General features: G+C 44.1%; 20 protein-coding genes and 1 pseudogene. 15 read left to right on the top strand and 6 right to left on the bottom strand.

What is annotated here, in order from left to right; all coding sequences use genetic code 11:
* Positions 1-219 precede the first annotated feature (219 nt).
* From CS921_RS13375 to CS921_RS13360, 4 genes are all read left to right on the top strand, one after another.
* Positions 220-1662: a GW domain-containing glycosaminoglycan-binding protein gene (locus tag CS921_RS13375; RefSeq protein WP_162921775.1), complete on the top strand. Its 1443-nt coding sequence runs from the start codon at positions 220-222 to the stop codon at positions 1660-1662.
* 166 nt (positions 1663-1828) lie between these two features.
* Complete coding sequence (locus CS921_RS13370; RefSeq protein ID WP_099224713.1) at positions 1829-2950, top strand: carbohydrate kinase; 1122 nt, start codon at positions 1829-1831, stop codon at positions 2948-2950.
* Entirely contained in the window at positions 2947-3858 is a 912-nt protein-coding gene (locus CS921_RS13365) for a pseudouridine-5'-phosphate glycosidase (RefSeq protein ID WP_099224711.1), read from the top strand. The genes CS921_RS13370 and CS921_RS13365 overlap by 4 nt, the downstream gene beginning before the upstream one ends.
* 112 nt (positions 3859-3970) lie before the next feature.
* Positions 3971-4429 carry a 2-thiouracil desulfurase family protein gene (locus CS921_RS13360; RefSeq protein ID WP_099224709.1) on the top strand — a complete coding sequence of 153 codons (459 nt, stop codon included), beginning with the start codon at positions 3971-3973 and terminating at the stop codon, positions 4427-4429.
* Between the two features lie 73 nt (positions 4430-4502).
* Here CS921_RS13360 and CS921_RS13355 read toward each other — a convergent pair whose 3' ends face one another.
* Positions 4503-5261: a DeoR/GlpR family DNA-binding transcription regulator gene (locus tag CS921_RS13355; protein ID WP_099224813.1), complete on the bottom strand. Its 759-nt coding sequence runs from the start codon at positions 5259-5261 to the stop codon at positions 4503-4505.
* A gap of 232 nt (positions 5262-5493) precedes the next feature.
* Between CS921_RS13355 and rhaB the strand changes: the two genes are divergently transcribed.
* The 4 genes from rhaB (at position 5494) to CS921_RS13335 (ending at position 10306) form a co-directional block, all read left to right on the top strand.
* Complete coding sequence (gene rhaB / locus CS921_RS13350; protein ID WP_099224707.1) at positions 5494-6966, top strand: rhamnulokinase; 1473 nt, start codon at positions 5494-5496, stop codon at positions 6964-6966.
* Positions 6956-8218 (top strand): L-rhamnose isomerase, encoded by a 1263-nt coding sequence (gene rhaA / locus CS921_RS13345; protein WP_099224705.1) that lies wholly within the window; start codon positions 6956-6958, stop codon positions 8216-8218. The genes rhaB and rhaA overlap by 11 nt, the downstream gene beginning before the upstream one ends.
* An 18-nt stretch (positions 8219-8236) precedes the next feature.
* The gene (rhaD, locus tag CS921_RS13340; protein WP_099224703.1) at positions 8237-9055 is read left to right on the top strand and encodes a rhamnulose-1-phosphate aldolase; all 819 of its coding nucleotides are present in this window, start codon (positions 8237-8239) and stop codon (positions 9053-9055) included.
* Positions 9056-9154: 99 nt separating this feature from the next.
* The gene (locus CS921_RS13335) at positions 9155-10306 is read left to right on the top strand and encodes an iron-containing alcohol dehydrogenase (RefSeq protein WP_099224701.1); all 1152 of its coding nucleotides are present in this window, start codon (positions 9155-9157) and stop codon (positions 10304-10306) included.
* A gap of 105 nt (positions 10307-10411) precedes the next feature.
* Here the strand turns inward: CS921_RS13335 and CS921_RS13330 are convergent, their stop codons facing one another.
* The 3 genes from CS921_RS13330 to CS921_RS13320 all read right to left on the bottom strand — a co-directional run bounded on the left by CS921_RS13330 (position 10412) and on the right by CS921_RS13320 (position 13307).
* The gene (locus CS921_RS13330) at positions 10412-11704 is read right to left on the bottom strand and encodes an LPXTG cell wall anchor domain-containing protein (RefSeq protein WP_099224699.1); all 1293 of its coding nucleotides are present in this window, start codon (positions 11702-11704) and stop codon (positions 10412-10414) included.
* Between the two features lie 200 nt (positions 11705-11904).
* Positions 11905-12627, bottom strand: a complete 723-nt coding sequence (locus tag CS921_RS13325) for a Crp/Fnr family transcriptional regulator (RefSeq protein ID WP_099224697.1) — start codon at positions 12625-12627, stop codon at positions 11905-11907.
* A 122-nt stretch (positions 12628-12749) separates the two neighbouring features.
* Positions 12750-13307 (bottom strand): biotin transporter BioY, encoded by a 558-nt coding sequence (locus CS921_RS13320; RefSeq protein ID WP_099224695.1) that lies wholly within the window; start codon positions 13305-13307, stop codon positions 12750-12752.
* Positions 13308-13496: 189 nt separating this feature from the next.
* Between CS921_RS13320 and CS921_RS13315 the strand changes: the two genes are divergently transcribed.
* The 3 genes from CS921_RS13315 (at position 13497) to CS921_RS13305 (ending at position 15409) form a co-directional block, all read left to right on the top strand.
* Entirely contained in the window at positions 13497-13997 is a 501-nt protein-coding gene (locus CS921_RS13315; RefSeq protein ID WP_099224693.1) for a GNAT family N-acetyltransferase, read from the top strand.
* Positions 13998-14018: 21 nt separating this feature from the next.
* The gene (locus tag CS921_RS13310; protein WP_099224691.1) at positions 14019-14801 is read left to right on the top strand and encodes a hypothetical protein; all 783 of its coding nucleotides are present in this window, start codon (positions 14019-14021) and stop codon (positions 14799-14801) included.
* A 260-nt stretch (positions 14802-15061) separates the two neighbouring features.
* On the top strand, positions 15062-15409 hold the full coding sequence (locus tag CS921_RS13305; RefSeq protein WP_099224689.1) for a hypothetical protein: 348 nt from the start codon (positions 15062-15064) through the stop codon (positions 15407-15409).
* 489 nt (positions 15410-15898) lie between these two features.
* On the opposite strand, the gene CS921_RS13300 is transcribed toward CS921_RS13305, so the two are convergent.
* Positions 15899-16291, bottom strand: coding sequence for a hypothetical protein (locus CS921_RS13300; RefSeq protein ID WP_240422367.1), 393 nt, complete (start codon positions 16289-16291; stop codon positions 15899-15901).
* A gap of 51 nt (positions 16292-16342) precedes the next feature.
* On the bottom strand, positions 16343-17683 hold the full coding sequence (locus CS921_RS13295) for an MATE family efflux transporter (protein ID WP_099224687.1): 1341 nt from the start codon (positions 17681-17683) through the stop codon (positions 16343-16345).
* Positions 17684-17997: 314 nt separating this feature from the next.
* Here CS921_RS13295 and CS921_RS13290 point away from each other — a divergent pair, with 314 nt between their 5' ends.
* From CS921_RS13290 to CS921_RS13275, 4 genes and pseudogenes are all read left to right on the top strand, one after another.
* Complete coding sequence (locus CS921_RS13290; protein WP_099224685.1) at positions 17998-18465, top strand: MarR family winged helix-turn-helix transcriptional regulator; 468 nt, start codon at positions 17998-18000, stop codon at positions 18463-18465.
* A 7-nt stretch (positions 18466-18472) separates the two neighbouring features.
* Positions 18473-20197 (top strand): ABC transporter ATP-binding protein, encoded by a 1725-nt coding sequence (locus CS921_RS13285; protein ID WP_121497047.1) that lies wholly within the window; start codon positions 18473-18475, stop codon positions 20195-20197.
* A complete protein-coding gene (locus CS921_RS13280) occupies positions 20194-22005 on the top strand; it encodes an ABC transporter ATP-binding protein (RefSeq protein ID WP_099224683.1) in 1812 nt (603 codons plus the stop codon). Before CS921_RS13285 ends, CS921_RS13280 begins: the two co-directional genes overlap by 4 nt.
* A gap of 277 nt (positions 22006-22282) precedes the next feature.
* Positions 22283-23859, top strand: a pseudogene (locus CS921_RS13275) (DUF11 domain-containing protein); the annotation flags it as partial.

Raw genomic sequence — 23859 nt, 5'->3', positions numbered from 1 at the left:
TTACTATTCTACACAAAAAACAAAGTAAAATCACGTGTTCTACTTATATTTCAAGATTTGATAAGTTTTTGTTATCGCTTTATCCCGCATGAGCATCGGCTTTGAGCAAGGTTGAAAAAATTTCAAAAAATATTTTAAGAGAACGTGAAAGATAACACTTTTTGAATAATAGTTTGAACTTTAGTAAAATAAAAAACGAATATGAAAGGGGAGTCAAATATGCGAGGAAAAGCAAAATGGGGATTATTTACCGCTTTACTTCTATTGATTCTAACTCAAGGCACATGGGAAACACATGCAGCAAGCTATGATACCATCAGCAACCAAAAGGCCATCCATGCGAGTGGCAAAGTCGAACAACAAACACGAAATGATGGCATTTGGAATGAAATCTATGCCACATCGGCCAGCGCCAGCTATCAGGGCAGCATGAAAAATTATCAAGGCAAGACACTGCAACTAACGCAGGAAGCCACGACCGTCAAGGCGAAATGGTACTATGTGAAAGACGGCAGCAAGGCACTCGGCTGGGTGGACGCCCGAGCTTTCACCAATGTTCTTTTTTTCGACACGATTACAGATGAGAAAAATGTCGCACTGAAAGGCACCGTGGAACAGGCAACTCGAAATGACGGGATTTGGAATGAAATTTACATGACCTCCATCAACGCTCGCTACTTAGGCAGTATGAAAAGCTATCAGGGACAGACACTCAGTATCACTCGCGAGGCCAAAACTGCCCGAGCCACTTGGTATTATGTGAAAAAAGGCAGTACAGCGCTTGGCTGGGTGGATGCGTGCGCCTTCAAGAACGTCCAGCAGAACTATGATCAGATTGCCAATCAGCACCTGATCTATAAGCAGGGCGTGGTCAATCAAACGAGCCGAAATGACGGGATTTGGAATGAAATCTATATGACCACCGCCAACTCCACTTATCAAGGCAGCATGAAAAACTATCAGGGGAAAACATTGCGACTTGTTCAGGAAGCGACGACAGCACGCGCCACTTGGTACTATGTGAAGCAGGGCGACCGTGATATAGGCTGGGTGGATGCGCGGGCGTTTACGAATGTGATCGATGATTATGTTTCCCATATGCCGCTTGCAAAGAAAACCACTCAAATCGTCACGACCGTTGCCAGTGGCAGTAAAGCAACCGTTGCTTATTGGCAAAAGTCGGGTGACACCTGGTACCGCAAGTTTAGCGTCTCAGGCTTTGTAGGAAGTGAAGGCGTTGGGGCAGCAGATGAGTACCACTCGAGGACGCCACGCGGAGCTTACTCGTTGGGTTTTGCATTTGGGACCAGCAATCCCGGCACGAAACTCAACTACCGGCAAATCACGAACCGCAGCTACTGGATCAGCAATACGAGCGACAGCCAGTATAACTCATGGCAGGAACGAAACACTTCCAGCAGTCAAGATGAACATTTGATCGACTATCCCACTCAGTATAAATATGCCATAGTCATCAATTACAACACGGTCGAACGGACACCGGGCAAGGGCTCCGGCTTCTTCTTGCACTGTTCAAACGGTCAACCGACAGCCGGCTGCGTGGCCATTCCAGAAACACAAATGAAACAACTGATGCAGCAATTGTCGAGCGGCGCTTATATTGTCAATACGACCAGCAGTGCAGAACTTTTGAAATACTAAGAAAGCCCACCTATCTGGCAAGTGGATCTTTACCAAAATCCGTCCTTTTTTAGCTTTAGAAAAGGACGGATTTTTCGTGTGGAAAGAGTTGTTATTTTAAAGTGGAAGCGTTATAATAAACTTGTGTTTAAAAAATAAACAAAAGTTTGACAGGAGGTGCAGCTTGATGGAAAATGAGCAGAGCCGAATGAATGAGAAGGAAGAGATCATTTACAACTCAATCCGTAAGAATCCTTATATTTCACAGCAGGAATTAGCGGATATTTTGGATCTTTCCCGCCCGACTGTGGCCAATCTGATTTCCGGTCTGATCAAAAAAGGCCGAATTCTTGGCAAAGCTTACATTTTAAATGAAGCGAGACAGATCATTTGTATCGGCGGAGCAAATGTCGATCGGAAGTTTTACATGAAAGAGCAGGCACAGCTGGGGACGAGCAATCCGGTCAGATCGACACAGAGCGCCGGTGGGGTTGCCCGAAACGTAGCCGAAAATCTTGGGCGACTCGGCAAAGAAGTCATTTTACTGACAGCCTGCGGGACGGATGCCGATTGGGATGCAATCGAAAAAGCCAGCAACACCTATATGAATCTGGACTATGTGACGGCTTTTCCGAGCATTTCGACGGGCAGCTATACGGCGGTGCTGGAGCAGGATGGGAATTTGCTGGTGGCGCTGGCCGATATGGAAGCTTACGAGCATCTGACGCCAGATGTCCTTTCCAAGCAGGAAGCGCTACTCAGTCGTTCCAGTGCGATCGTGGCAGACCTGAATTGTCCGAAAGAAACGCTTGAATATTTGACGCATTTTGCCGAAGTCAGCCAGATACCACTTGTTCTCGTGCCGGTTTCCTCGCCGAAAATGGTGCGGCTTCCCGAAGCACTTGAGAAGGTCAGCTGGATTATCTGCAACCGTGACGAATCGGAAACCAAATTCGGTATGACGATCGAAACAGAAGCGGATTGGCGTAAGGCCGTTCAAAACTGGCTGGATGCCGGCGTTCAGAATGTCATCGTCACAAATGGCAAACTCGGTGCGATGGCAGGCAGTAGGGCGGAAGGGATCATTCATGAACCGGCAATCGTCGTGGCGGATATTCAGGATGTAACCGGAGCCGGTGATGCATTCTGTTCAGCTGTCATTTATGCTTGGTTGGAAGGCCGGAGCTTGCGTGAAGTCTTGCAGGCGGGCAGTGTCAATGCCGCACGCACCCTGGAATCTGAATATACCGTTAGACAAAATTTATCAACATCTCAATTACAAAAAGATTTGGAGGAATTAATCAAATGAAACAATATCTCTCATTTTCAGAAGAAGTAAAAGCAGCAAAATTAGCAGGAAAACCCGTCGTGGCACTCGAGTCGACCATCATCTCTCACGGTATGCCTTATCCGCAGAACGTCCAAACAGCACGCGAAGTAGAAGAAATCATTCGTGAAAACGGCGCTGTACCAGCAACAATCGCTATTATGGACGGCCAAATCAAAATCGGTCTTTCCGACGAAGAACTAGAATTGTTCGGGAAAGCAAGCGACGTGGCAAAAGTTTCCCGCCGCGATATCGGATACTTGGTCGCAACGAAAAAACTAGGCGCGACAACAGTTGCTGCAACAATGATCTGTGCAGAGCTTGCCGAGATTTCAATCTTTGTTACCGGCGGAATTGGTGGCGTACACCGCGGTGCGGAAACAACAATGGACATTTCAGCTGACTTGGAAGAGCTAGCGAAAACCAATGTAGCCGTCATCTGCGCAGGAGCAAAATCGATTCTTGACCTCGGCCTAACAATGGAATATTTGGAAACAAAAGGTGTGCCAGTAATGGGTTACGCAACCGACGTTCTACCAGCTTTCTATACACGTGAAAGTGATTTTGCCCTAAGCACGCGTGTGGATGATCCGCAAGTAGTTGCAGCCAGCCTAAAAGCAAAATGGGATCTGAAAATTGACGGTGGTGCAGTCATCGCCAACCCAATTCCAGAAAGCCACGCTATGCCGGCAGCAGATATTACCGCTGTCATCGAGCAAGCTCTAAAAGAAGCAGAAGAAAATCATATCCAAGGAAAAGACGTAACACCATTCTTGCTTGCTAAAGTAAAAGACCTGACAGAAGGAAAAAGCTTGGAAGCAAATATTGCACTTGTAAAACACAACGCGCTCATCGGTGCCCAAATCGCCGTTGCGTATAACGAACTGTAAAATCATCGCGAAACCAGCATGTTTCATTTATTGAAGCATGCTGGTTTTTTAGTATCATTGCCAAATTTCCTTCGTTTTGCTAAAGTGAAAATAGTGAAATGAGGGGATAAAAGTGAAAATGGTCAGCGCCTGCCTAGCAGGAATCAATTGCCGCTATGACGGTGAAAATAAGGAGAATATGGTATTAAAAAATCTCGTCATTCAAGGAGAAGCAGTAGCGCTTTGTCCGGAGGTAATGGGCGGACTTGCTACGCCTCGGCTGCCCGCTGAAATCGTTGGGGGAGACGGGGAAGCGGTCTGGTGCGGCCAAGCACGCGTGATCGACCAGGCGGGAAATGATGTGACGAAAGCCTACCTGGCCGGTGCAGAAAAAGCTTTGAAAATGTTGCAGCAGCTAGGGATTGACACAGTCATTTTGAAAGAAAAAAGTCCATCCTGCGGGGCGTGCCATATTTATGATGGAACATTCACTGGCAAGACGAAAGCAGGACTTGGAGTAGCGGCGGCTTTATTCAAACGTAATGGCATCAACGTTCGATCAGATGAAAATTTTAACGAACAGACAGGATAAATGATAAGGAAAGACCCAGCCATGTAGCCGCGTCACTGCTGCTAGATATGGCTGGGTCTTTATTCTTTTACATTTAAAAAATGACCGTGATTTGCTGTTCTTCCAGAAAAGTCAGCCATTCGTCGCTTGGCTTCTGGTCAGTAATCAGCACGTCGATCAAATGGAAATCGGTAATTTTTACAAGAGCGACCTCATCGAATTTTGTATGATCGGCGAGCAAGATCACCTTGTTGGCTTGTTCCAGCATGATTTTTTTCAAGTCTGCCTCGGGGTCATTTGAATCGGTAATGCCTTTTTGACGGGACAGCCCTTTACAGCTGAGAATCGCCGTATCGACATGATAACGTTTGAGTGCTTCATGGGAGAGCGGGCCAACAAGCGAGCGCGATTTGGCACGCAACGAGCCACCCGTTGAAATCAGGTGAAATTGATTTTGCGAGAATTCCTGCAGGGCGATGACGGAATTCGTAATGACAGTCAAATGATTTTTTTGAACGGCCAATTCACGCAATGCTTCAAAAGCGGTGGAGCTGGTGTCTGCCATCAGTGTATCACTGTCATTAATAAATTCGCTGACATGTCTGGCAATCGCCTTTTTCTCTTCCATATTGATGGTGCCGCGAGTTTGATAAGGAAGATCCTCGTTCGTGTGGATATTTAATGTAGCCCCTCCGTATGTACGTGTCACAATTCCTTCGCGCTCCATCTTTTCCAAGTCGCGACGAATCGTCTCCTCCGTCACATCAAAACTCTCAGCAAGCGCAGAAACAAAAACTTTTTTTTCTTTATATAAAGTGTTCAGAATTTGTTCGCGACGTTCAAATGCGAGCATCTGTGCCTCATCCTTTCCATTTTCAATACGTCTATTATAGTATAAAAACAAAGAAAAAACAAAAAGAACCAAGATGTAATGAACGGCTTTTGCGGGATAATCGCACAATCATCCTCCATAAAACAAGCGAAACAAAAATAAAACCACATAAATTATGTATAAATGTGTTGACTTGGGTAGAATTCTGTTTTATTATGAACATGTAGAAAGTTAGGAAAAGGAGAGGACCTCTATGAAGATGCATGTGGCAGTGGATATCGGTGCATCGAGTGGCCGTCTGGTTCTAGGTGAAATCAAGAACAACAGACTTGAACTCACAGAAATCCACCGCTTTAAAAATGGATTTACAGAAAAACAAGGTCGATGTCTTTGGAATATTGATCAATTATTCACAGAGATCCTCGCAGGTCTTGCAAAAGTGCGACAAGAAGGTGTGACAAAGTGTACGCTTTCGATTGATACGTGGGCAGTAGATTACGCGCTTGTGGATGTAGCCGGCGAGCGGATAGGCGAAGTGGTCAGCTACCGAGATCATCGAACCGACCATACGATTGATCATGTGACTGCAAAGCTTCCAGCAGATGTCATCTATCAAAAAACAGGCATTCAATTTTTGCCGTTTAATACGCTTTATCAGCTTTATGAAGAAGATCCTGCGCTACTCGCAAAAGCAGATAAAATCCTGTTTGTCCCTGATTATCTGGGCTTTTTGCTGACCGGAGAGATGCGGACGGAAGTCACCAATGCCTCGACATCCCAAATGCTGAATTTGAAAACGCGTACTTTTGATGAGGAGCTACTCGCGCTTTCAGGTGTTAGGAAAGAGCAGTTTGCACCATTTGCAGAGCCGGGCGACTTTTTAGGAAAAGTGAAGCCTGCACTCACAGCAGAATATGGCTTGCCGGAAACGGATGTCATCGTGGCACCGACGCACGATACAGCGGCGGCAGTAGCTGGCACACCGGGCGTGGGAACGGATTGGGCTTATCTCAGCAGCGGCACATGGTCACTGCTTGGAATCGAAAGCCGTGAGCCGATTGTCGGTCAGCAGGCCTTTGCAGCCAATTACACCAACGAATGGGGCGTTTATGGCAGCTATCGTTTCCTGAAAAACATCATGGGAATGTGGCTGGTTCAAGAAGTCGCGCGCCTTTTGAAAGGGGCATACAGTTTCCCTGAACTGGCTGCGCTTGCTGAAAAAGAAGAAGCGTTTCAATTTTTCTTTCCGCCGCTTGATGAGCGCTTTTTGAATCCGGCTGATATGATTCAGGAAATCCAAGCCTACTGCCGGGAAACCGGACAGGCTGTTCCAGAGACGCCGGGGCAAGTCACACGTGCAATCTATGATAATTTGGCCATCTGTTACACCTTGCAGCTGAGGGAATTGATGCAGCTGACAGGTAAAACACTTTCGTCGCTCTACATTGTTGGCGGCGGGGCAAATGTCGCACTGCTCAATCAACTGACTGCTGACCTTTCGGGACTCCGTGTTTTTGCGGGTCCGACAGAGGCGACAGCGATTGGCAACTTGGCCGTCCAGCTGATTGCCTCTAAAGAGCTAGCGGATATTGCGCATGCCAGAAAGCTCATCAAAGAATCTTTCCCAATCGAAACCTATATACCAAGCGGTGAAAATTTTGCCGAAGTTTTAGCGAAGTACCAAATGATTTGTGAGGAAAATGGAGGTCTAAAGCATGTTAACTGAAACAATTGAAAAAAAATATCTGGCGGCCAAAGAGGAATATGCAGCACTTGGCGTGGATACAGACGAAGTACTCAAAAAATTAGCCGATGTCAAAATTTCGATGCACTGCTGGCAGGGCGATGATGTCCGCGGCTTTATGGCACCCGATCAAGAGTTGACTGGCGGGATTTCCGTAACGGGCAACTATCCTGGCCGCGCGCGCACACCGGATGAATTGCGGCAGGACTTGGAAAAAGCCTATTCGCTCATTCCAGGCAAGCATAAACTCAACCTACATGCCATCTACGTGGATACAGACGAAAAAATCGACTTGGACGAAATCGAACCGAAACATTACGAAAAATGGGTCGAATGGGCGAAGGAACAAGGACTTGGACTGGACTTCAATCCAACCTGCTTCTCCCATCCTAATTCGGCAGATGGCTTTACGCTTAGCAGTGCGGATAAAAAAATCCGTGATTTCTGGATTGAACATGGGAAACGCAGTCGTAAAGTAGCGGAATATTTTGGTCGCGAATTAGGCGAACCGTGCGTCAATAATTTTTGGATTCCGGACGGCTACAAGGATAACCCAATCGATCGCCTGGCACCGCGTCGTCGTTTGATGGAATCGCTCGATGAAGTTTTTGCCGAAGAAATCGATCCAAAGTATACACTGGACGCTGTTGAAAGCAAATTATTCGGCCTTGGCGCTGAAGCTTATACGGTCGGCTCGCATGAATTCTATATGGGCTACGGCTTGACTCGCAATAAACTGGTCACACTAGATGCCGGCCATTTCCATCCGACAGAAGTGATTTCTAATAAGCTTTCCTCATTAGCACTTTTCAGCGAAGGAATCTTGCTGCATGTCAGCCGTCCGGTCCGCTGGGATAGCGATCATGTGGTGATTATGGATGATGAATTGCAAGAAATCGGTCGGGAGCTGGTTCGGAATGACCTTTTAGGCAAAACCTATATCGGACTGGACTTCTTTGATGCAACGATCAACCGTGTTGCTGCCTGGGTAATCGGGACGCGCAATACCATCAAGGCGCTTCTTAAAGCGATGCTTGAGCCAACCGAATATCTGAAAAAAATCGAGCTGGATGGCGATTTCACCACACGCCTTGCCCTCACAGAAGAACTAAAAGACTACCCATTTGGCGCGATTTGGGATTATTACTGTGCGAAAAATGATGTCCCAGTACGTGCAGCGTGGTTAAAAGAAGTCGAACAATATGAAAAAGAAGTGCTCACGAAACGCAGCTAATCAGAGGAGGAGAAAAGGATGAGTAAAAACATCATTGAAGCACCATTCACGCAAGAAATGATGAAAACAACGGCCAATTTGTACCGTCTTGGCTGGGATGAAAGAAATGGTGGCAACATCAGCTATCTGCTTACAGAAGAAGAGGTGAGCGACTATCTGGATACATCAAAAGTGATCCGTGAAATTCCGATGATTTTTGATGCCAGCGAACTAAAAGGGCGCTATTTTATCGTCACAGGTTCCGGCAAATATTTTAAAAATGTCATCGATGAACCGGAAGTGAACCTCGGCGTAATCCGCGTGGCAGAAGACGGCCGTCATGTCGAGCTGCTATGGGGACTTAAGGACGGCGGACGCCCAACCAGCGAACTGCCAGCCCACTTCATGAGCCACATTGAACGCTTGAAAGTAGACCCGGAACATCGCATTATCATGCACAACCATGCAACGAATATCATCGCCATGACCTTCACACATGACTTGTCTGAAAAAGCCTTTACACGCACGCTTTGGCAAATGTGCACCGAATGTATCGTCGTCTTTCCAGAAGGCGTGGGGATGCTGCCATGGATGGTACCGGGTACAGATGAAATTGGCACAGCTACTGCCGCTAAGATGAAGGAATATCGGCTGGTTATTTGGCCGCACCACGGTATTTTCGGCGCTGGGAAAGATATGGATGAAGTTTTCGGCTTGATTGAAACAGCGGAGAAAGCAGCAGAAGTCTATACACTTGTCCAAGCGCAAGGCGGTATCAAGCAAACGATTACCGATCAGGAATTGCGCGATTTGGCCGCAGCATTTGGCGTAACCCCTCATGAAGGCTTTTTAGCGTAACAGCTACTAATTTTTGGATGAACGCTCTGTCTCTTTTGGGAGGCAGGGCTAATCAATAATAAAATATGTGAAAACATTAACATGAAGGAGGAAACAAGTATGACTACACACGTTTTTTATGTACCATCTGTCAACTTAATGGGAAGAGGCTGCATCCATGATATTGGCCCGCATATTGAGGAGCTAGGCTTCAAAAAGGCGCTTTTAGTGACGGATAAATTTTTAAGCAGCAGCCCGATTTTGGCAAAAGTAACAGAACCACTCAAAAAAGCAGGAATCGAGTATGTGTTGTATGATGAAGTAAAACCGAATCCAACCTGTAAAAATGTAGAAGATGGTTTGAAAAAATTACAGGAAAACGACTGTGACTTCATCGTTTCTCTAGGTGGCGGTTCCCCGCAAGATGCGGCAAGCGGCATCAGCATTCTGGCAACAAATGGCGGTGATATGCGCGATTATGAAGGCGTAGGAAAATCTGCTAAAAAAGGCTTGCCAGTTGTAGCCGTCAATACAACGGCCGGAACTTCCGCTGAAATCACCATCAATTATGTGATCACTGATGAAAAGCGGGAAGTAAAAATGGTCTGCATTGATCCCAATAGTCTAGCAAAAATTTCTGTGAACGATCCTGAGCTGATGGTCGACAAGCCAGCCGCTCTAACAGCTGCAACAGGAATGGACGCTCTGACTCATGCCATCGAGTCGCTCGTTACACCAGGTGCCTATCCAGTCACGGAGGCTGTAGCAGAAAGTGCCGTCAAACTGATTTTCCAATACTTGCCGCGCGCAGTAAAAGATGGTCATGATATTGAAGCACGGGAGCAAATGGTTTATGCCATCTTCCTTGGCGGTATGGCTTTCAACAATGCCGGACTTGGCTTTGTTCATGCCATGGCGCACCAGCTTGGCGGCGTTTATGATTTACCACACGGCGTCTGCAACGCTATGCTACTGCCAATCGTCGAACGTGAGAATGCCAAACGTGTCCCTGAAAAATTCCGCCGCATTGCCGAAGCGATCGGTATGCACACGGAAGGAAAATCAGATCAGGAATGTGCCGACTTTGCCATCAATGCCATTCGTGAACTTTCTGTTGAAGTAGGGATTCCCGAAAAACTATCCGAACTTGGCTTAACAGACGTAGATTTGAACAAACTAGCGGATAATTCATTGAAGGATGCCTGTGCACCAGGTAACCCCTACATGCCAACCAAAGAAGAAACAATCGCTATGTTTGAAGAAATTTTGTAAGAAGAAAGTCCATAAAATAGATAAAAGAGAGGATACTGTTCGCGTAGTATCCTCTCTTTTTGGTGGTGGTGGAATTTCAATTATAGATGTGAGATTTGCTAATTTTTATTTAACTGATTTACGTAATACTACTGCAGCTGAACCGGCAAGAACGAGGCCTGCTAAGCCAAGTGGCAAGGAACTCTTGTCACCTGTTTTTGGCAGTGTTTTGGCTGTCGATTTTGCAGTGGATGTCACGTTTGTGTTAGCGGCTGTATTTTTAGCAGCAGCATCTGTTGAAACATTTTCTGCAACGTTTGGATTGGAATTGGTGTTTGCCGCATCGTTTCCAGAGATACCGTTTGTTTCGTCTGTTCCAGTTGAACCATTGTTATCGATTTTAGAGTAAGTATAGTATTGGATGTAGTTACTAAACTCGTAGTCACCATTTTGTGCATAGATACCAAACTTATCGCCTAGTTCAAGTGGTTGACTAAGATGGAAATGGAAATCCCCATTTGCGTCTGATTTCACGGACATCACATCATTGCCATCTTCATCAGTCATGACGATTGTTACATTTGGATCTGCGGAGCCGTAAATATCTGTATTTGTACTACGATATGTGTTGACATAAGGTGTTTTCAGATCAAAGTTGCAAACGGTATAGGAAATTTCTCTGGTGGAAGTATTGCCGTCTGCATCTTTGGCTACGACTGTTGAAGTATGAACACCAACTGTATCTGTGTCAGGTCCTTTTCCATCTGCAAAAGTCATCAGAATGTAGTCATTATCAAGGGTTGTTGTAGCTGTCGCCAAATCCTCAGGAAGGAAATAATCACCCACTTCAAAGACTAATTGGTCGGCAGGTAGGGGAGTAATCACAGGAGCAGCTGCCCTTGGCACGACATTCATCGTTGTTTTCACCTGCACGTAGGATAAAGGATTTTCATATTTGATCGAAATGTAAACCGTTTGAGTGCCAACTTGACGAGTGGATGGAACGACAGAAAAATCCGCTGTTCCGCCTGTCACTGTCACAAAATCGTTTACATCAGGTGTTTCGCCGACTTTATACGTCACATTTTCGTTAAGCGTATAAGAGTGGTCCGCGTCTGCTTTGACATCTGCTTTCTTGTCTTCTGTTTTTGCATCTGTAGCTGTTTCTTCTTTCTTTGCAGCCTCTTCCGTCGCTTTGTCTGCGTCTTCCTTGGTCGCATCCTCTGCGGCTGCATCTTTTTCTGTGCTCGCGTCAGCCTGTGTATCTTCCTTCACAGTTTTGCTGTCCACTTGCGCAGTGGATTTGGTGCTTTCTTCGGTAGCGCTTTCAACTTCTTCTGCAAGTGCAGGTGTTGCGACACTGAAAGCAAGGCCTAAAGATAATGCACCAACCATCCCTTTTTTGATTGTTTTCTTCATACATTTTACCTCTTTTCTATGTTGTTGTTTTACAATTGTATTATAACAAGAGGGGGAATTTTTCGATAGAAGAAATAGTGTTTTATTTTCTTTTTGTGTCCGAATTGTGAATGTTTGTACTTGGATTAGATACCCTACAGTAATCAGTAAAAAAGCACCGTTAGAAGCAACTCTTCTTACAGACGGCACTTTTAGGCAGATTAAAATGATTTATATGAGGACGAATATTGATCTAATAGGCTTTTTTTACACTCGTTAAATTTTAAAATGCACCAAGGCTTGGGCGAAAGTTTTATGATGCCTTCTTCTTCCAGCTTGCGTAAATTAGTGGCAATATAGGCGCGGGCTAAGTTGAGATAGTTGCCGAGCAGTTTTTGTGTAAAGTAATAAGGAATCAGATAAGAACCATCTTCTTCCAGTCGCCCGAACTTCTCCCCAATTTCAAGCAAACCGGCCAGTACTTTCTGATCACTGGGCAGGTGGATATGCATTTCCCTGGCTAAAATGGGTTCGATTTCAAGCCGGGCGCTCTGAAACAAATAGGCAGCTGCTTCTGGTTTTTCATGGAAAATATGGCGAACATAGTCCCGTTCAAATCGAAAGGCTGTGACCTCACTAATCGCCGTATAACTAACAGGTGCTACTTGTCCTTGCTCAATATGTAAAAAACCGATTCCCTCATGCGCTCCTTTGAAGGCAAGAATGCTGTCTTCCCGGCAGGTTCGCTTGCACATGGCAAGGGCGCCGTCCTCAATCAAATAAAAATAGGGATGATTTTCCCCCTCGAGCAAGATGGTTTCGCCCCTTTTAAATTCCACTCTTGTGTAAGGTAAAATGGCTCCGCTGCTCTGTTTCAAAAGTGTCAACAAAGTGCTTTCACTTTCAGCAGGCGGCTCATTTTCTCCCAAATGATAGTAAGTCATAAACTGAGTCCCCTTTTTCTCAAACATTTATGGCTAAAGTGCTGTCTCAGAAGTCTATTTTTTCATTATATAGGAGAAAAGTCAGTTTGGGTATCATTTGAACTGTGCAGAAGTGAACGCGATCAGGAAGGCATTTTTTCAGGTAGCAAGCGGCTTTTGACTAAGCGGTCGCGGATTTTTAGACCAATCACAGCGGCAAGCACTGCTTTTAAAATGCCGGGAATTAAGAATGGAATCATCCCTGTCATCAGTGCATCCGTGAGACTCATGCCCGTACTAATTTTTAACCAGAGAACGCCGAAAACAAGTGTTACCATAGCCCCAATAATATTGGCAAGGATGGCATTCCACATCTTGTAACCAAAACGGTCGAGCATCCAGCCTGTTGTGAGCGCGTTGAAGAGAAAGCCGATGATGAAGCCGCCCGTTATGCCTAGAATAATCCCCAGACCCGCTGTCATTCCTTGAAAAACAGGGATACCAAAAGCCCCAAGCAAAATATAAACCGAAACCGAAATGGTGGCATGTCGAGCCCCTAGAATCGTTGCCGCCAAGCCGACAGCAAATGTTTGACCGGTAAATGGAATCGGCCCAAGTGGAAAGGCGATCTGTGCGAGAATCGCAATAATGACGGCAAATAAAGCATCGACAATTAGAAATTTTAATTTTTGATTTTGCATGATAGACCTCCTAAAATTAAATGTTAACTTAATATTGATATCAGGTTAACATTAACGACCGAATTTGACAAGCCCTAAAATAGCAAATTTAAAATGAAACCGTTATAATAAAAAGAAAACGTCGATCATGCATCATCGAGCGAGCAAACGGGTAAACCGATGTTAACCACGAAATGGGAGGGAATCAGAATGACGATTGAAATTCGCAAAGCCCATCTGGAAGACGCGCTAGGTGTTCAGAAGATTGCTACACTTTCATGGCACGACACATACAAAGAGATTATCCCGGCTGATGTGCAGGAGTATTTTTTGAATAAGTTTTACAATATTGAAACGCTAGAAAACAGAATCAGTGCAACGCCTTTTGCAGTAGCGGAGCAGGACGGTGAGCTGATTGGTTTCGCTAATTTTGTCGAGCTGGCCAAAGGAAAGAGTGAACTGGCGGCTTTTTATCTGGATCCTGCGCTGAAGTATAAGGGCTATGGGACACAGCTACTGGCGGAAGGGATCAAGTTGTTCAATATTCCGCTACCGATGTTTGTCAATGTGGAAAAAGGCAATGAGCAGGCGATTCGCTTTTACGAAGCTCGCGGATTTCATAAGCTGGAAGAATTCACGGAGGACTTCTATGGTTATGATTTGGAGACGATCCGGTATCATTTGACGCAGCATTTGGAAGAGGAAGAGTAGAAAAAGAACAGGAGAAGCAACATGAATGCAGAAGAAAAATTGGTGACACTCTCGAGACGCTACTGTTTGGAGCATTACAAGTATTGGAGTAATGTTTATTCTAAAAGACGCGCGCGAATAAAGTCGGCTTCCTATCAGCTGGACCGAAAAGATTATGATATTTTTCCAAGGTTCCAGAAGCTGGAGCGGATTCTATATGGGATTGAGAGCCTTGTTGGCAAAATATTTTTAAACGCGGATGACTGCATGGCGCAGTTGAGAGAGGCTGTTCATTATCACTCCATTTATCTGACAGAATTGACAACTGATCCAAGAGCAAAAAAGGCGCTATTAGAAGAAGAAATGAACTATTTGGCTTTTCTTGACGGCATTGATCGAGCACATATTGATGAGCAGTTTGTTATGCCGCTTCCTTACGTGAGAAGATTAAGTGATGATGAAGCGCGGGAAATACGTCGTCGTCTGCAAGCGACTTATCAGTTTGATGACTTTGCATGGATTCCATTGATCGAGGTTGATGGGGTGAAGAGTCTTTCCTTTAATGTGGAGGAAATTACGCCTTATCAAAGTGAGCTTATACAAGCAGTTCGATCCATGATAGACGGCACTTTTTACCAAATTGATGAAACGGGAAGCCATTATGAAAAAAGTGGTAGTGAATTTGATTTAATAGGGGTTGAAACAGTTTGGTGTGCCTTGGATTTTGAGTGGATGATTTATCGCTCGCATGAAGAGACACTTACGTTTTCAGGGGGAAAGCTTTTACTCGTAGTTCAAAAGATCGTGAAAGATAGCAGAGAGTAGATAGGCAGGACAAGAGAGGGAGTGAATCCTTCTCTTTTTTTTAGATTGAATATAGGACATAAATACATTTAAAAATAATCAACAGAAATTTTGAAAAACATTGTTTTTTTAAAACGCTTTCATGATACGATAATTTTGCAGCTGCAGAATAGACAAAAAGGGAGAAGGAAAATGAAAAATATACTTAAATTTTTTTGGTAGCAGTTGCTAGCCTCTCATTAATGTTCATACTTGCCCCGCTTGATGCAAGAGCCGAAGATATGACAAATTTACCGCAATCTAATGAAATTATGTATGATTGTAATAAAAATTTAAGCGAAGAAGAAATAGAAAATCGTTTTCTTAAAATCAATCAAAAATATAATGTTGAAGAGCCTTTTTCTGACGAAGATGCAGAGTTTGTTGTGCATTATGCTTCAGATGATGGGGCTGTTGCAAATGAAGAGGTTACTACAGCAAATGGAAGACCTCTCCTTAAAAGTGTGAAACTTTATAAGGGAACTTTTTCGGAAAATTTCAATAAATTTAAAACATCAATGGGTGTTAAAGTTACTCTTACTGGAAGTATATCTAGTCATTTAAATGCTATTAATCCTGGCGATCAATGATATTCTGGGAAAACGACTGCTAAAATAAATAGTGGTAGTTCTAAAATAACTAAAATAAAGACAGTGGTCTCACAAAGTGCATATGGTCTTGTTGGCAACAGCGGTACCTATATTGGTTTGGTTCATAGTTCTTCTTTGACGAGTACATCAGGAAAGAAAGCAACGGTAAATTATTTGGATCAAAAGAGAAAATATACGGTATGGGGTGCGGTTTACACAAATACCTCAGCTTATGTCAGTGTTAGCACTACATCAGGAACTTTTAACTTATACGGATTATAAGAGGAGTGGGCGAGATGAGTGGATTTGTTATTATGGGTGCGGTTATCCCAATTCTAATACTAGCAGGTATCATTTTTCTAGTTATTAAATTGGTAAAATGGCTAAAAGTACCAAAAATTTAAATGTAAGTCACATATAAAAACAGGAAGTTTTGGAGGAGCTATTTCCTCTTAAACTTCCTGTTTTTTATTTGAGATCAAGCTGTTTTTAGCGAGCTGCTTTGCCACTGCCTGCGCTGCCGCCGCGAATGCGATAAAAGATGCTGGCGAGCGCGGCACCAATGATTCCGCCAAAAAGTGAAACTAAAAGTGTGATGCCTAGTGGCCCAATCCGAACGATGCTGATTGTCACGATCGTCGTTAAAAATCCATAGATAAGACCGTAAAGCAGAAACCGCACGCGCGTGGCATTCCTGCTGAAACCATAATAAATTTCGGCGGCTGTTGCACCTACTAGTACCATCGGAGCAGCAAATAGAATCGCAGCAAAAATCAATTTTGGTGTCAACGGGCCAAAGAGAATCGACTCAATTCCCATTACGGCAAAAATGCCAAGAATAAAGACCATCAGATAGGCCAAGACAAAACGTATGCTGTCCATACAGTCACCCCCATTTTTCTTTCCTCACATAGTATAGCAAATCTGAGCGGATTAAAACAGAGATTTCTTTATCCAAATCCGACTTCGCCAACGCCTATACATCAAGAGTGAACGGATTCCCTCATCGATAATATAAGCCAGCCAAACGCCCACAAGTCCCAGACCAGCTGAAATTCCAAGCAAGTAGGAGAACGGCAAACTGACAATCCACATGACGATCAGCCCGCAGATAAATGGAAAACGAACATCGCCTGTAGCATTGAGACTGCTGATCACAATGATATTCGTGGCACGGAACAGCTCTAGGAAGATGGACAAGAGGAATAGTTCCTTGGTCATCTCGATGATGGCTACATTGGAAGTGAACAGATGCATGATCGGTTCAGCAAACAGGTAGATCAGGATGCTGACTGAAAGGGCAATCGCGAGACCGATTCGCCAGCTTTTGATTCCTTGACGGTAAGCGCGGTCGACTTCTTTGGCACCCACGGCCCGACCAATAATGATCTGCGAGGCCTGCCCGATTGAGATGGCGAACAGGGCGACAAACTGGCTGACACTAGACGCATAGACTTTTGTGGTCAGGGCTTCCGTTCCCAAAATGGCGATGATGGCCGTCACGACGAGCTGCGATCCGGCATAGGATAAATTTTCACCAGCAGATGGCAGTCCGTAGCGTAAAATGGAACCGAGCATTTTTTTGGAACATTGTTTGAGTTTCGCAAAGTGGAACGTATAGCCAATATATTTGCGAAGCATCCAGACGGCCATGATCATGCCGACCACATTGGCAAAACTGGTTGCAATCCCAACGCCTGTTACGCCTAAATCTAGGAAACTGAGCGGACCGTACAGGAATAAATAATTGAGAACCACGTTGATCACACTGATTGTAATTGGCACGACCATGGCTTGACGAACATAACCGTGTGTTCGCAAAATGGGTAAAATGGAAGAATGAAGGGCAATAATCACGGAGCTTCCGCCGATAATTTCAAGAAATGGTGAGCCCACTACAACCAGATCCTCGCTTAAACCAAGCAGGCGTAAAAACTGATCGCTAAAAAAGATAAAAATAAAACTCATCGCAATTCCGATTAAGAAAGCCACAACAATCCCATTGGTGATCACATTTTCAATCATGTGCTTTTTATTGGCACCAATTAGCTGTGCGCTCACGATTTGAACGCCAACTGTCAGAAAGCCGTAAAAAATAATGGAAATCGTTAAAATTTGATTGGCGACCCCAGTGGCAGCTACAGCCTCATCGGAGTAATGTCCCAGCATGAAAACATCCACATAACTGATCAGAAGTCGAAGCAGCTGTTCGACAAAGATGGGCCATGCGAGTGTATAAAGTCCAAGCCGCATTTTACTGTCTGTTTCAGGCATACAAAAAAACCTCCTTTTTTAGTATTGGGTTTGGAAGGAGAAGAAAGCGTGTAAGGTATAAATAGCGCTTTTATCTGCAAAAATAATAATGCCATTATATAGGAAACGGAGGTAAAAGTATAGGGTAATTTCCGATAAAATTTAATTAAAAACAACCTGTGATTCTATCTTGAAGATTTAAATGAGCCATTGAATCGAAAGGGTTTATTCATAAGTAAAAATTAGTAAATTTAATTTGTTACATTTATCACTTGACAAATGAATGAATCGGCATATAATTAATTAAGCAAACTAATTAAAAAGGAGGTGCAGTCATGCATGAACATCCGGAAGATTTGGGGCATTCAGTGATCAAAGCTTTTATGAATTTTAAACGGGCGGAAGTGTTAAGCTTTCATTTTGAAGGCTACACACGAGCAGAGATCCGTTTTCTTTTTATGCTCCATCACGGGCTTAGAGAGAATCCGAATGAACTGGGCGTTAAAGTGGCTAATCTTGGTCCCATGCTGCATGTGTCAAAGCCGAGTGTCACGCAACAAATTAATGCACTTGAAAAAAAAGGATTGATCAAGCGGATCCAAAATCCGGAAGACAAGCGTGCTGCTTACCTGCAGTTTACTGAAAAGGGAGAAAAACTGATAGCAAGTGCTATTGAGCAGTTTCATAAGAGTTTTCTCGATATGCGCGACTATATTGGCGAAGAAGATATGGAGACGCTGATCAAACTGCTTGATAAACTAACAGACTATCTGAACAACAAGGCACAAAACAAGGAGGCATGATGCCAAAATGATGAAACTGATGAGACGGCTAAAACCCTATTCTTGGGGGATTGCCATTGTCTTGATCTTGACGTTTTTCCAAGTTTTAGGGCAGCTGTATCTGCCGACGTTGATGAGTAATATCATCGATAAAGGGGTCGTGCAGGGCGACAAAGCCTATATTTGGAAAACAGGCGGCGAAATGATGCTGATTTCAGCAATTGCCGTTATTCTCTCTGTAATTATTGTTTATTTTGCGTCACGGATTTCCATGGGATTCGGACGTGATCTGCGTGATAAAATTTTTACGCGTGTGGAAAGTTTCTCACTACAGGAAAATGACAAAGTAGGGACGGCTTCTTTGATTACCCGGACAACGAATGATGTGGTTCAAATTCAAAACGTTCTCTATATGATGCTTCGGATGATGGTCATGGCACCGATTATGCTGATTGGTGGTATCTTAATGGCTGTACAGCGCGATGCGAAACTGTCACTTATTTTTGTGATTGTCCTGCCAATTTTATTACTACTGGTCGTTTTACTTGGTAGTAAAGCCATGCCAATGTTTAAATCGCTGCAAAAGAAAATGGATAAACTCAACCGGGTCATTCGGGAAGGCTTGACAGGGATTCGGGTTATTCGTGCCTTTAATCGCGGCGATGATGAGCTGAAAAAATTTGAGGAATCAAATAATGATTATGCCGTGACAGCAATTGGCGTCAACCGGCTGCTTTCATTAATGAGTCCGCTGATGATGCTGATCATGAACTTAACGACGATTGCGATCGTGTGGCTGGGTGCGCATTTTATCGGCGATGGCGATATGCAGGTCGGCGATTTGATGGCCTTCATTCAATATGCGATGCAAATTATGATGAGCTTTATGATGCTTTCGGCCGTCTTTATTTTCATCCCTCGTGCCGGAGCTTCGGCTGAACGGATCAACGAGGTGCTGGATATGGATCCGGAAATTTTAGATCCTGAAAAAGTGAAACAGGCGAATGAACAGGCTTTCTTAGAGTTCGATCATGCCACCTTCCGTTATGCAGGGGCTGAAAAACCAGTGCTGGAAGATATTACATTCCAGGCAAAAGCTGGGCAGACAATTGCCATTATCGGGAGTACCGGTGCAGGGAAGTCGACACTGATCAATATGGTTCCGCGGTTCTATGATGTGGAAAGCGGTGCTGTTCGCGTGAATGGGACGGATGTCCGTGAAATGAGTCAAGATGATCTGCGTCAAAAAATCGGATTGGTTCCGCAAAAAGCGGTTCTCTTTACGGGGAATATCCGTTCCAACATGCTTTACGGAAAAGAAGACGCAACGGATGAAGAAATCTGGCATGCGCTTGATGTGGCGCAGGCGAAAAACTTTGTTTCTAAAATGGACAAAGGTTTGGAAGCGCGTGTTGAGCAAGGTGGGAACAACTTCTCCGGCGGTCAGAAACAACGGCTTTCGATTGCGCGTGCTTTAATACGCCGTCCGAAAATCTATATTTTTGATGACAGCTTCTCGGCACTGGATTTCAAAACAGACGCGAAACTTCGGGCTGCTTTGAAGGATGAAACCAAAGAGGCCGTGACGATGATCGTTGCCCAGCGGATTACATCTGTTGTGGATGCCGATCAGATTATTGTTTTAAATGAAGGAAAAGTGGCAGGTATCGGAACACATGATGAACTTAAAGAAAACAACGAGATTTATCAGGAAATCATGCGTTCACAACTTTCAGAGGAGGAGATAGCATGAGTCCAGGCCCAGGTCCACGCGGTCCGGTAATCGGGGCAAAACCGCGCAACTTTAAGAAAACATTGTTTCGTCTGTTAGGCTACATGAAGCCAAGAACATTCGCTATCTCACTCGTCTTTATTTTTGCGATCCTATCGACTATTTTTAACATTTTCAGTCCAAAAGAATTAGGGAAAGCAACAACTGAAATTTTTAAAGGCGTCATGAGTCCAGCGGGGATTAACGACGATAAAATTTTCAATATCCTATTCGGTGTCTTCCTGCTTTATCTTGGAAGCTCGCTGTTCAGCTTTATTCAACAATTTGTGATGTCGAGTGTGGCTCAAAGAACGGTTTATGATATGCGGCGTGATTTGAAGGCAAAAATGGCCCGTTTGCCGCTTCGTTATTATGATACACGTTCCAATGGGGACATTTTGAGTCGTGCGGTCAATGACATGGATAATATCGCCAATACATTGCAACAGTCACTGACGCAAGCAATCACAGCAGTCGTTCAAATCATTGGTGTTTTGATTATGATGCTCACCATCAGTTGGCAGATGACGTTGATTGTTGTCTGTACGGTGCCGCTCAGCATTATTATTGTGGCCTTTATTGCTAGCAAGAGTCAGCGCTTCTTTGCTGCCCAACAACGCAATCTTGGTGTTTTGAATGATACGGTCGAAGAAACATACGGCGGTCAAACGATCATCAAGGCGTTCGGTCAGGAAAAAAATACGCTCAAGGCATTTGACCAGGTCAATGATGATTACTATAAAGCAGCCAAAAAAGCACAGTTTATCTCTGGTATTATGATGCCGATGATGCAATTTGTCGGAAATCTCGGCTATGTAGCAGTCTGTGTCGGCGGCGGGATTTTTGTAACGAATGGTACGCTCCAAGTAGGGGACATCCAATCGTTCACCCAATATGTACAACTATTTTCACAACCAATCTCAAGTGTGGCCAATATCGCCAATGTGATCCAGTCCACAATCGCTTCTGCGGAACGTGTCTTTGAGATTTTGGATGAAGAAGAAGAAAAAGATGTTATTCCAGACCAAATTCAAGTGCATGAAAATGAAAGCAACGAAATCATTTTCGATCATGTTCAATTTGGCTATACACCAGACAAACCACTGATGACGGACCTCAATATTCAGGTGGAAGAAGGTCAAATGGTCGCGATTGTCGGGCCGACTGGTGCTGGTAAAACAACGATCATCAACCTATTGATGCGCTTCTATGACGTCGATGGTGGCGGCATTCGGATTGAGGGTGTTGACACGCGCGACATGACGAAAAATGATGTGCGTGCTAAATTTGGGATGGTACTTCAGGACACATGGCTGTTTAACGGCACGATTGCTGAAAATATTGCCTATGGTCACGAAGGTGCCAGCTTTGATGAGGTGGTTGGTGCTGCCAAAGCCGCTTATGCAGACGACTTTATTCGCCGCTTGCCGGATGGCTATGACACGATTCTGAACGAAGAGGGCAGCAATATTTCCCAAGGGCAAAAACAACTCTTGACGATTGCGCGGGCGATCCTTTCTGATCCGTCTATCCTGATTCTGGATGAAGCCACTTCAAGTGTCGATACGCGGACAGAACTGAACATTCAACTCGCGATGGCCAACTTGATGAGAGGACGGACGAGCTTTGTCATTGCCCACCGCTTGTCAACGATTCGCGATGCCGACCATATTCTTGTGATGAATCACGGGAATGTCATTGAACAAGGAACACATAAAGACCTGCTTGATGAAAAAGGATTCTATGCGGATCTTTATAACAGCCAGTTTGCTGGTGCTCAGGCGGTTTAAGATAGCAAAATACGAAAAAGCCGGTTCTCCAAATAAGGGGGAGCCGGTTTTTTTGCTGTAATGAAAAGGGCGCATGTAAATGTAATGGGAAGATATTTTTAAGTAGAATTTATGAACTAAGGGTGTTTTTTGACAAAATATGATTTTAGTACTATTCGCATACGATAATATTCACAGGTTTGTAACACTTGCCAGCCTATTTAGTTTAGTTTTAGGACAAAATAAAATTAAATACAGCATATAATTTTAATGACATCAAATTTAGGGAGTGGACTGATTGGCGAAAATTAATGTGTTAAAAGTTGCTGTAGCAGGGCTAATTGTATTTGGGGGCGGCGTATCTCCTTGTGTATTATTTACAGATACAGAAGGGAATCGGCATATTGTTCATGCGGATGAGGTAGATTCAAATGTCATAAAGTTAGTAAACGGTGATTTTGAAAACCCTGTGATAACAAGTCAGGTTGGAAATCAATTTTTCGCGGAAGATCAGGTGCCAGGATGGCATACGACGGATTCTACCCAAGAGATCGAGCTTCAAAAAGAAGAACCAGGCTACCAGAATCACTCGGCAGCTAGTGGATTACAATGGGCAGATTTAAATACGGATGGGGATAATGAGGCGCTTTATCAAGACATTTCAACGACACCAGGTGAAAAAGTAAGATGGCAAGTATACCATCAAGGGGGAAGTGGCTATTCTAAAGCAATTGTTGAATTTGGTGCTCCAGGCGGACAGTTGGTTCAGCAGGTGGAAATGGCATCGTATATGGGCAGTTGGGAGCTTTATACTGGTACATATACAATACCAGCAGGTCAGACAACAACCCGCTTTCAATTTAGATCTGTAAGAACAGCACAGGGAAATGGTGGGATAATAGATGACGTTGTATTCTCTACTCCTTCCGAACTAAGTATGAGCGGTAGTTTTGCAGATTCCACCATCCTTAAAAATCAAACTACTACGTATGATTTGGAAATTTCAAACAATGGAGGCATGCCATCAAGTGCGAATAAAGTAACGGTAACTTTGCCTGAGGAAATCAGCTATGTGGAGGGTAGTATACAAGCGAGTGGTGCTACTATTGGAAACGTAAGTGTGAATGGGCAAGAAGTATCTTTTGATTTAGGAGATATTTCAGATGGAAAGAAAGTTTCAGTAACCTTAAATGTAAAAGGAGAGCAACTTGCTACAGGCGTAGAGACATCAGCTAAGGTTTCATATATAGATAAAAACTTCAATGATGAAAGTTATCAAGCGGTATCAAATAAAAGTGCGCTTACCGTTGAAGCAGGTGAAGCGCCAGTTATCAATGCACAATCAGATTATACAATGACTCAGTATACATCGGTTCCAGATGCGAATACATTTAAATCAGCTATCCAGGCGAGCGCAATGGATAAAGAAGATGGCGCAATCCGCATGGAAGATATTGAGGTTATTGATTTAGATAAAGTGGATGCTAATACAGCAGGGACTTATATTGTAACATTGAGGGTTACAGATAGCTCAGATAATACGACGGAATTACAAGTAAATGTTTTCGTAAAAGCGGATTATGACAAGGATGGCATTATAGATGATGATGATCCGAACGATGATAATGATGGGCTGACAGATGATGAAGAAAAAGCCGCTGGAACGGATCCGCTAAATCCAGATACGGATGGAGACGGAGTGCCAGATGGTCAAGATATTGATCCGCTTGATCCGAACAGCGACACAGATGGAGATGGCATGACAGATAGCGATGAAAAGGCTGCTGGAACCGACCCGCTGAATCCGGATACGGACGGGGATGGTATGTCAGATGGGGATGAAAAAGCGGCAGGTACAGATCCATTAAATCCAGA

Source organism: Listeria costaricensis (assembly GCF_900183385.1).
GTDB lineage: Bacteria > Bacillota > Bacilli > Lactobacillales > Listeriaceae > Listeria > Listeria costaricensis.
This window is presented reverse-complemented; position numbering and strand designations above follow the sequence as displayed.

Coding starts and splice junctions, on each gene's coding strand:
- CS921_RS13375 (WP_162921775.1), top strand. CDS start 220: ATGCGAGGAAAAGCAAAATGGGGATTATTTACCGCTTTACTTCTATTG.
- CS921_RS13370 (WP_099224713.1), top strand. CDS start 1,829: ATGGAAAATGAGCAGAGCCGAATGAATGAGAAGGAAGAGATCATTTAC.
- CS921_RS13365 (WP_099224711.1), top strand. CDS start 2,947: ATGAAACAATATCTCTCATTTTCAGAAGAAGTAAAAGCAGCAAAATTA.
- CS921_RS13355 (WP_099224813.1), bottom strand. CDS start 5,261: ATGCTCGCATTTGAACGTCGCGAACAAATTCTGAACACTTTATATAAA.
- rhaB (WP_099224707.1), top strand. CDS start 5,494: ATGAAGATGCATGTGGCAGTGGATATCGGTGCATCGAGTGGCCGTCTG.
- rhaA (WP_099224705.1), top strand. CDS start 6,956: ATGTTAACTGAAACAATTGAAAAAAAATATCTGGCGGCCAAAGAGGAA.
- rhaD (WP_099224703.1), top strand. CDS start 8,237: ATGAGTAAAAACATCATTGAAGCACCATTCACGCAAGAAATGATGAAA.
- CS921_RS13335 (WP_099224701.1), top strand. CDS start 9,155: ATGACTACACACGTTTTTTATGTACCATCTGTCAACTTAATGGGAAGA.
- CS921_RS13330 (WP_099224699.1), bottom strand. CDS start 11,704: ATGAAGAAAACAATCAAAAAAGGGATGGTTGGTGCATTATCTTTAGGC.
- CS921_RS13325 (WP_099224697.1), bottom strand. CDS start 12,627: ATGACTTACTATCATTTGGGAGAAAATGAGCCGCCTGCTGAAAGTGAA.
- CS921_RS13320 (WP_099224695.1), bottom strand. CDS start 13,307: ATGCAAAATCAAAAATTAAAATTTCTAATTGTCGATGCTTTATTTGCC.
- CS921_RS13315 (WP_099224693.1), top strand. CDS start 13,497: ATGACGATTGAAATTCGCAAAGCCCATCTGGAAGACGCGCTAGGTGTT.
- CS921_RS13310 (WP_099224691.1), top strand. CDS start 14,019: ATGAATGCAGAAGAAAAATTGGTGACACTCTCGAGACGCTACTGTTTG.
- CS921_RS13305 (WP_099224689.1), top strand. CDS start 15,062: ATGACAAATTTACCGCAATCTAATGAAATTATGTATGATTGTAATAAA.
- CS921_RS13300 (WP_240422367.1), bottom strand. CDS start 16,291: ATGGACAGCATACGTTTTGTCTTGGCCTATCTGATGGTCTTTATTCTT.
- CS921_RS13295 (WP_099224687.1), bottom strand. CDS start 17,683: ATGCCTGAAACAGACAGTAAAATGCGGCTTGGACTTTATACACTCGCA.
- CS921_RS13290 (WP_099224685.1), top strand. CDS start 17,998: ATGCATGAACATCCGGAAGATTTGGGGCATTCAGTGATCAAAGCTTTT.
- CS921_RS13285 (WP_121497047.1), top strand. CDS start 18,473: ATGATGAAACTGATGAGACGGCTAAAACCCTATTCTTGGGGGATTGCC.
- CS921_RS13280 (WP_099224683.1), top strand. CDS start 20,194: ATGAGTCCAGGCCCAGGTCCACGCGGTCCGGTAATCGGGGCAAAACCG.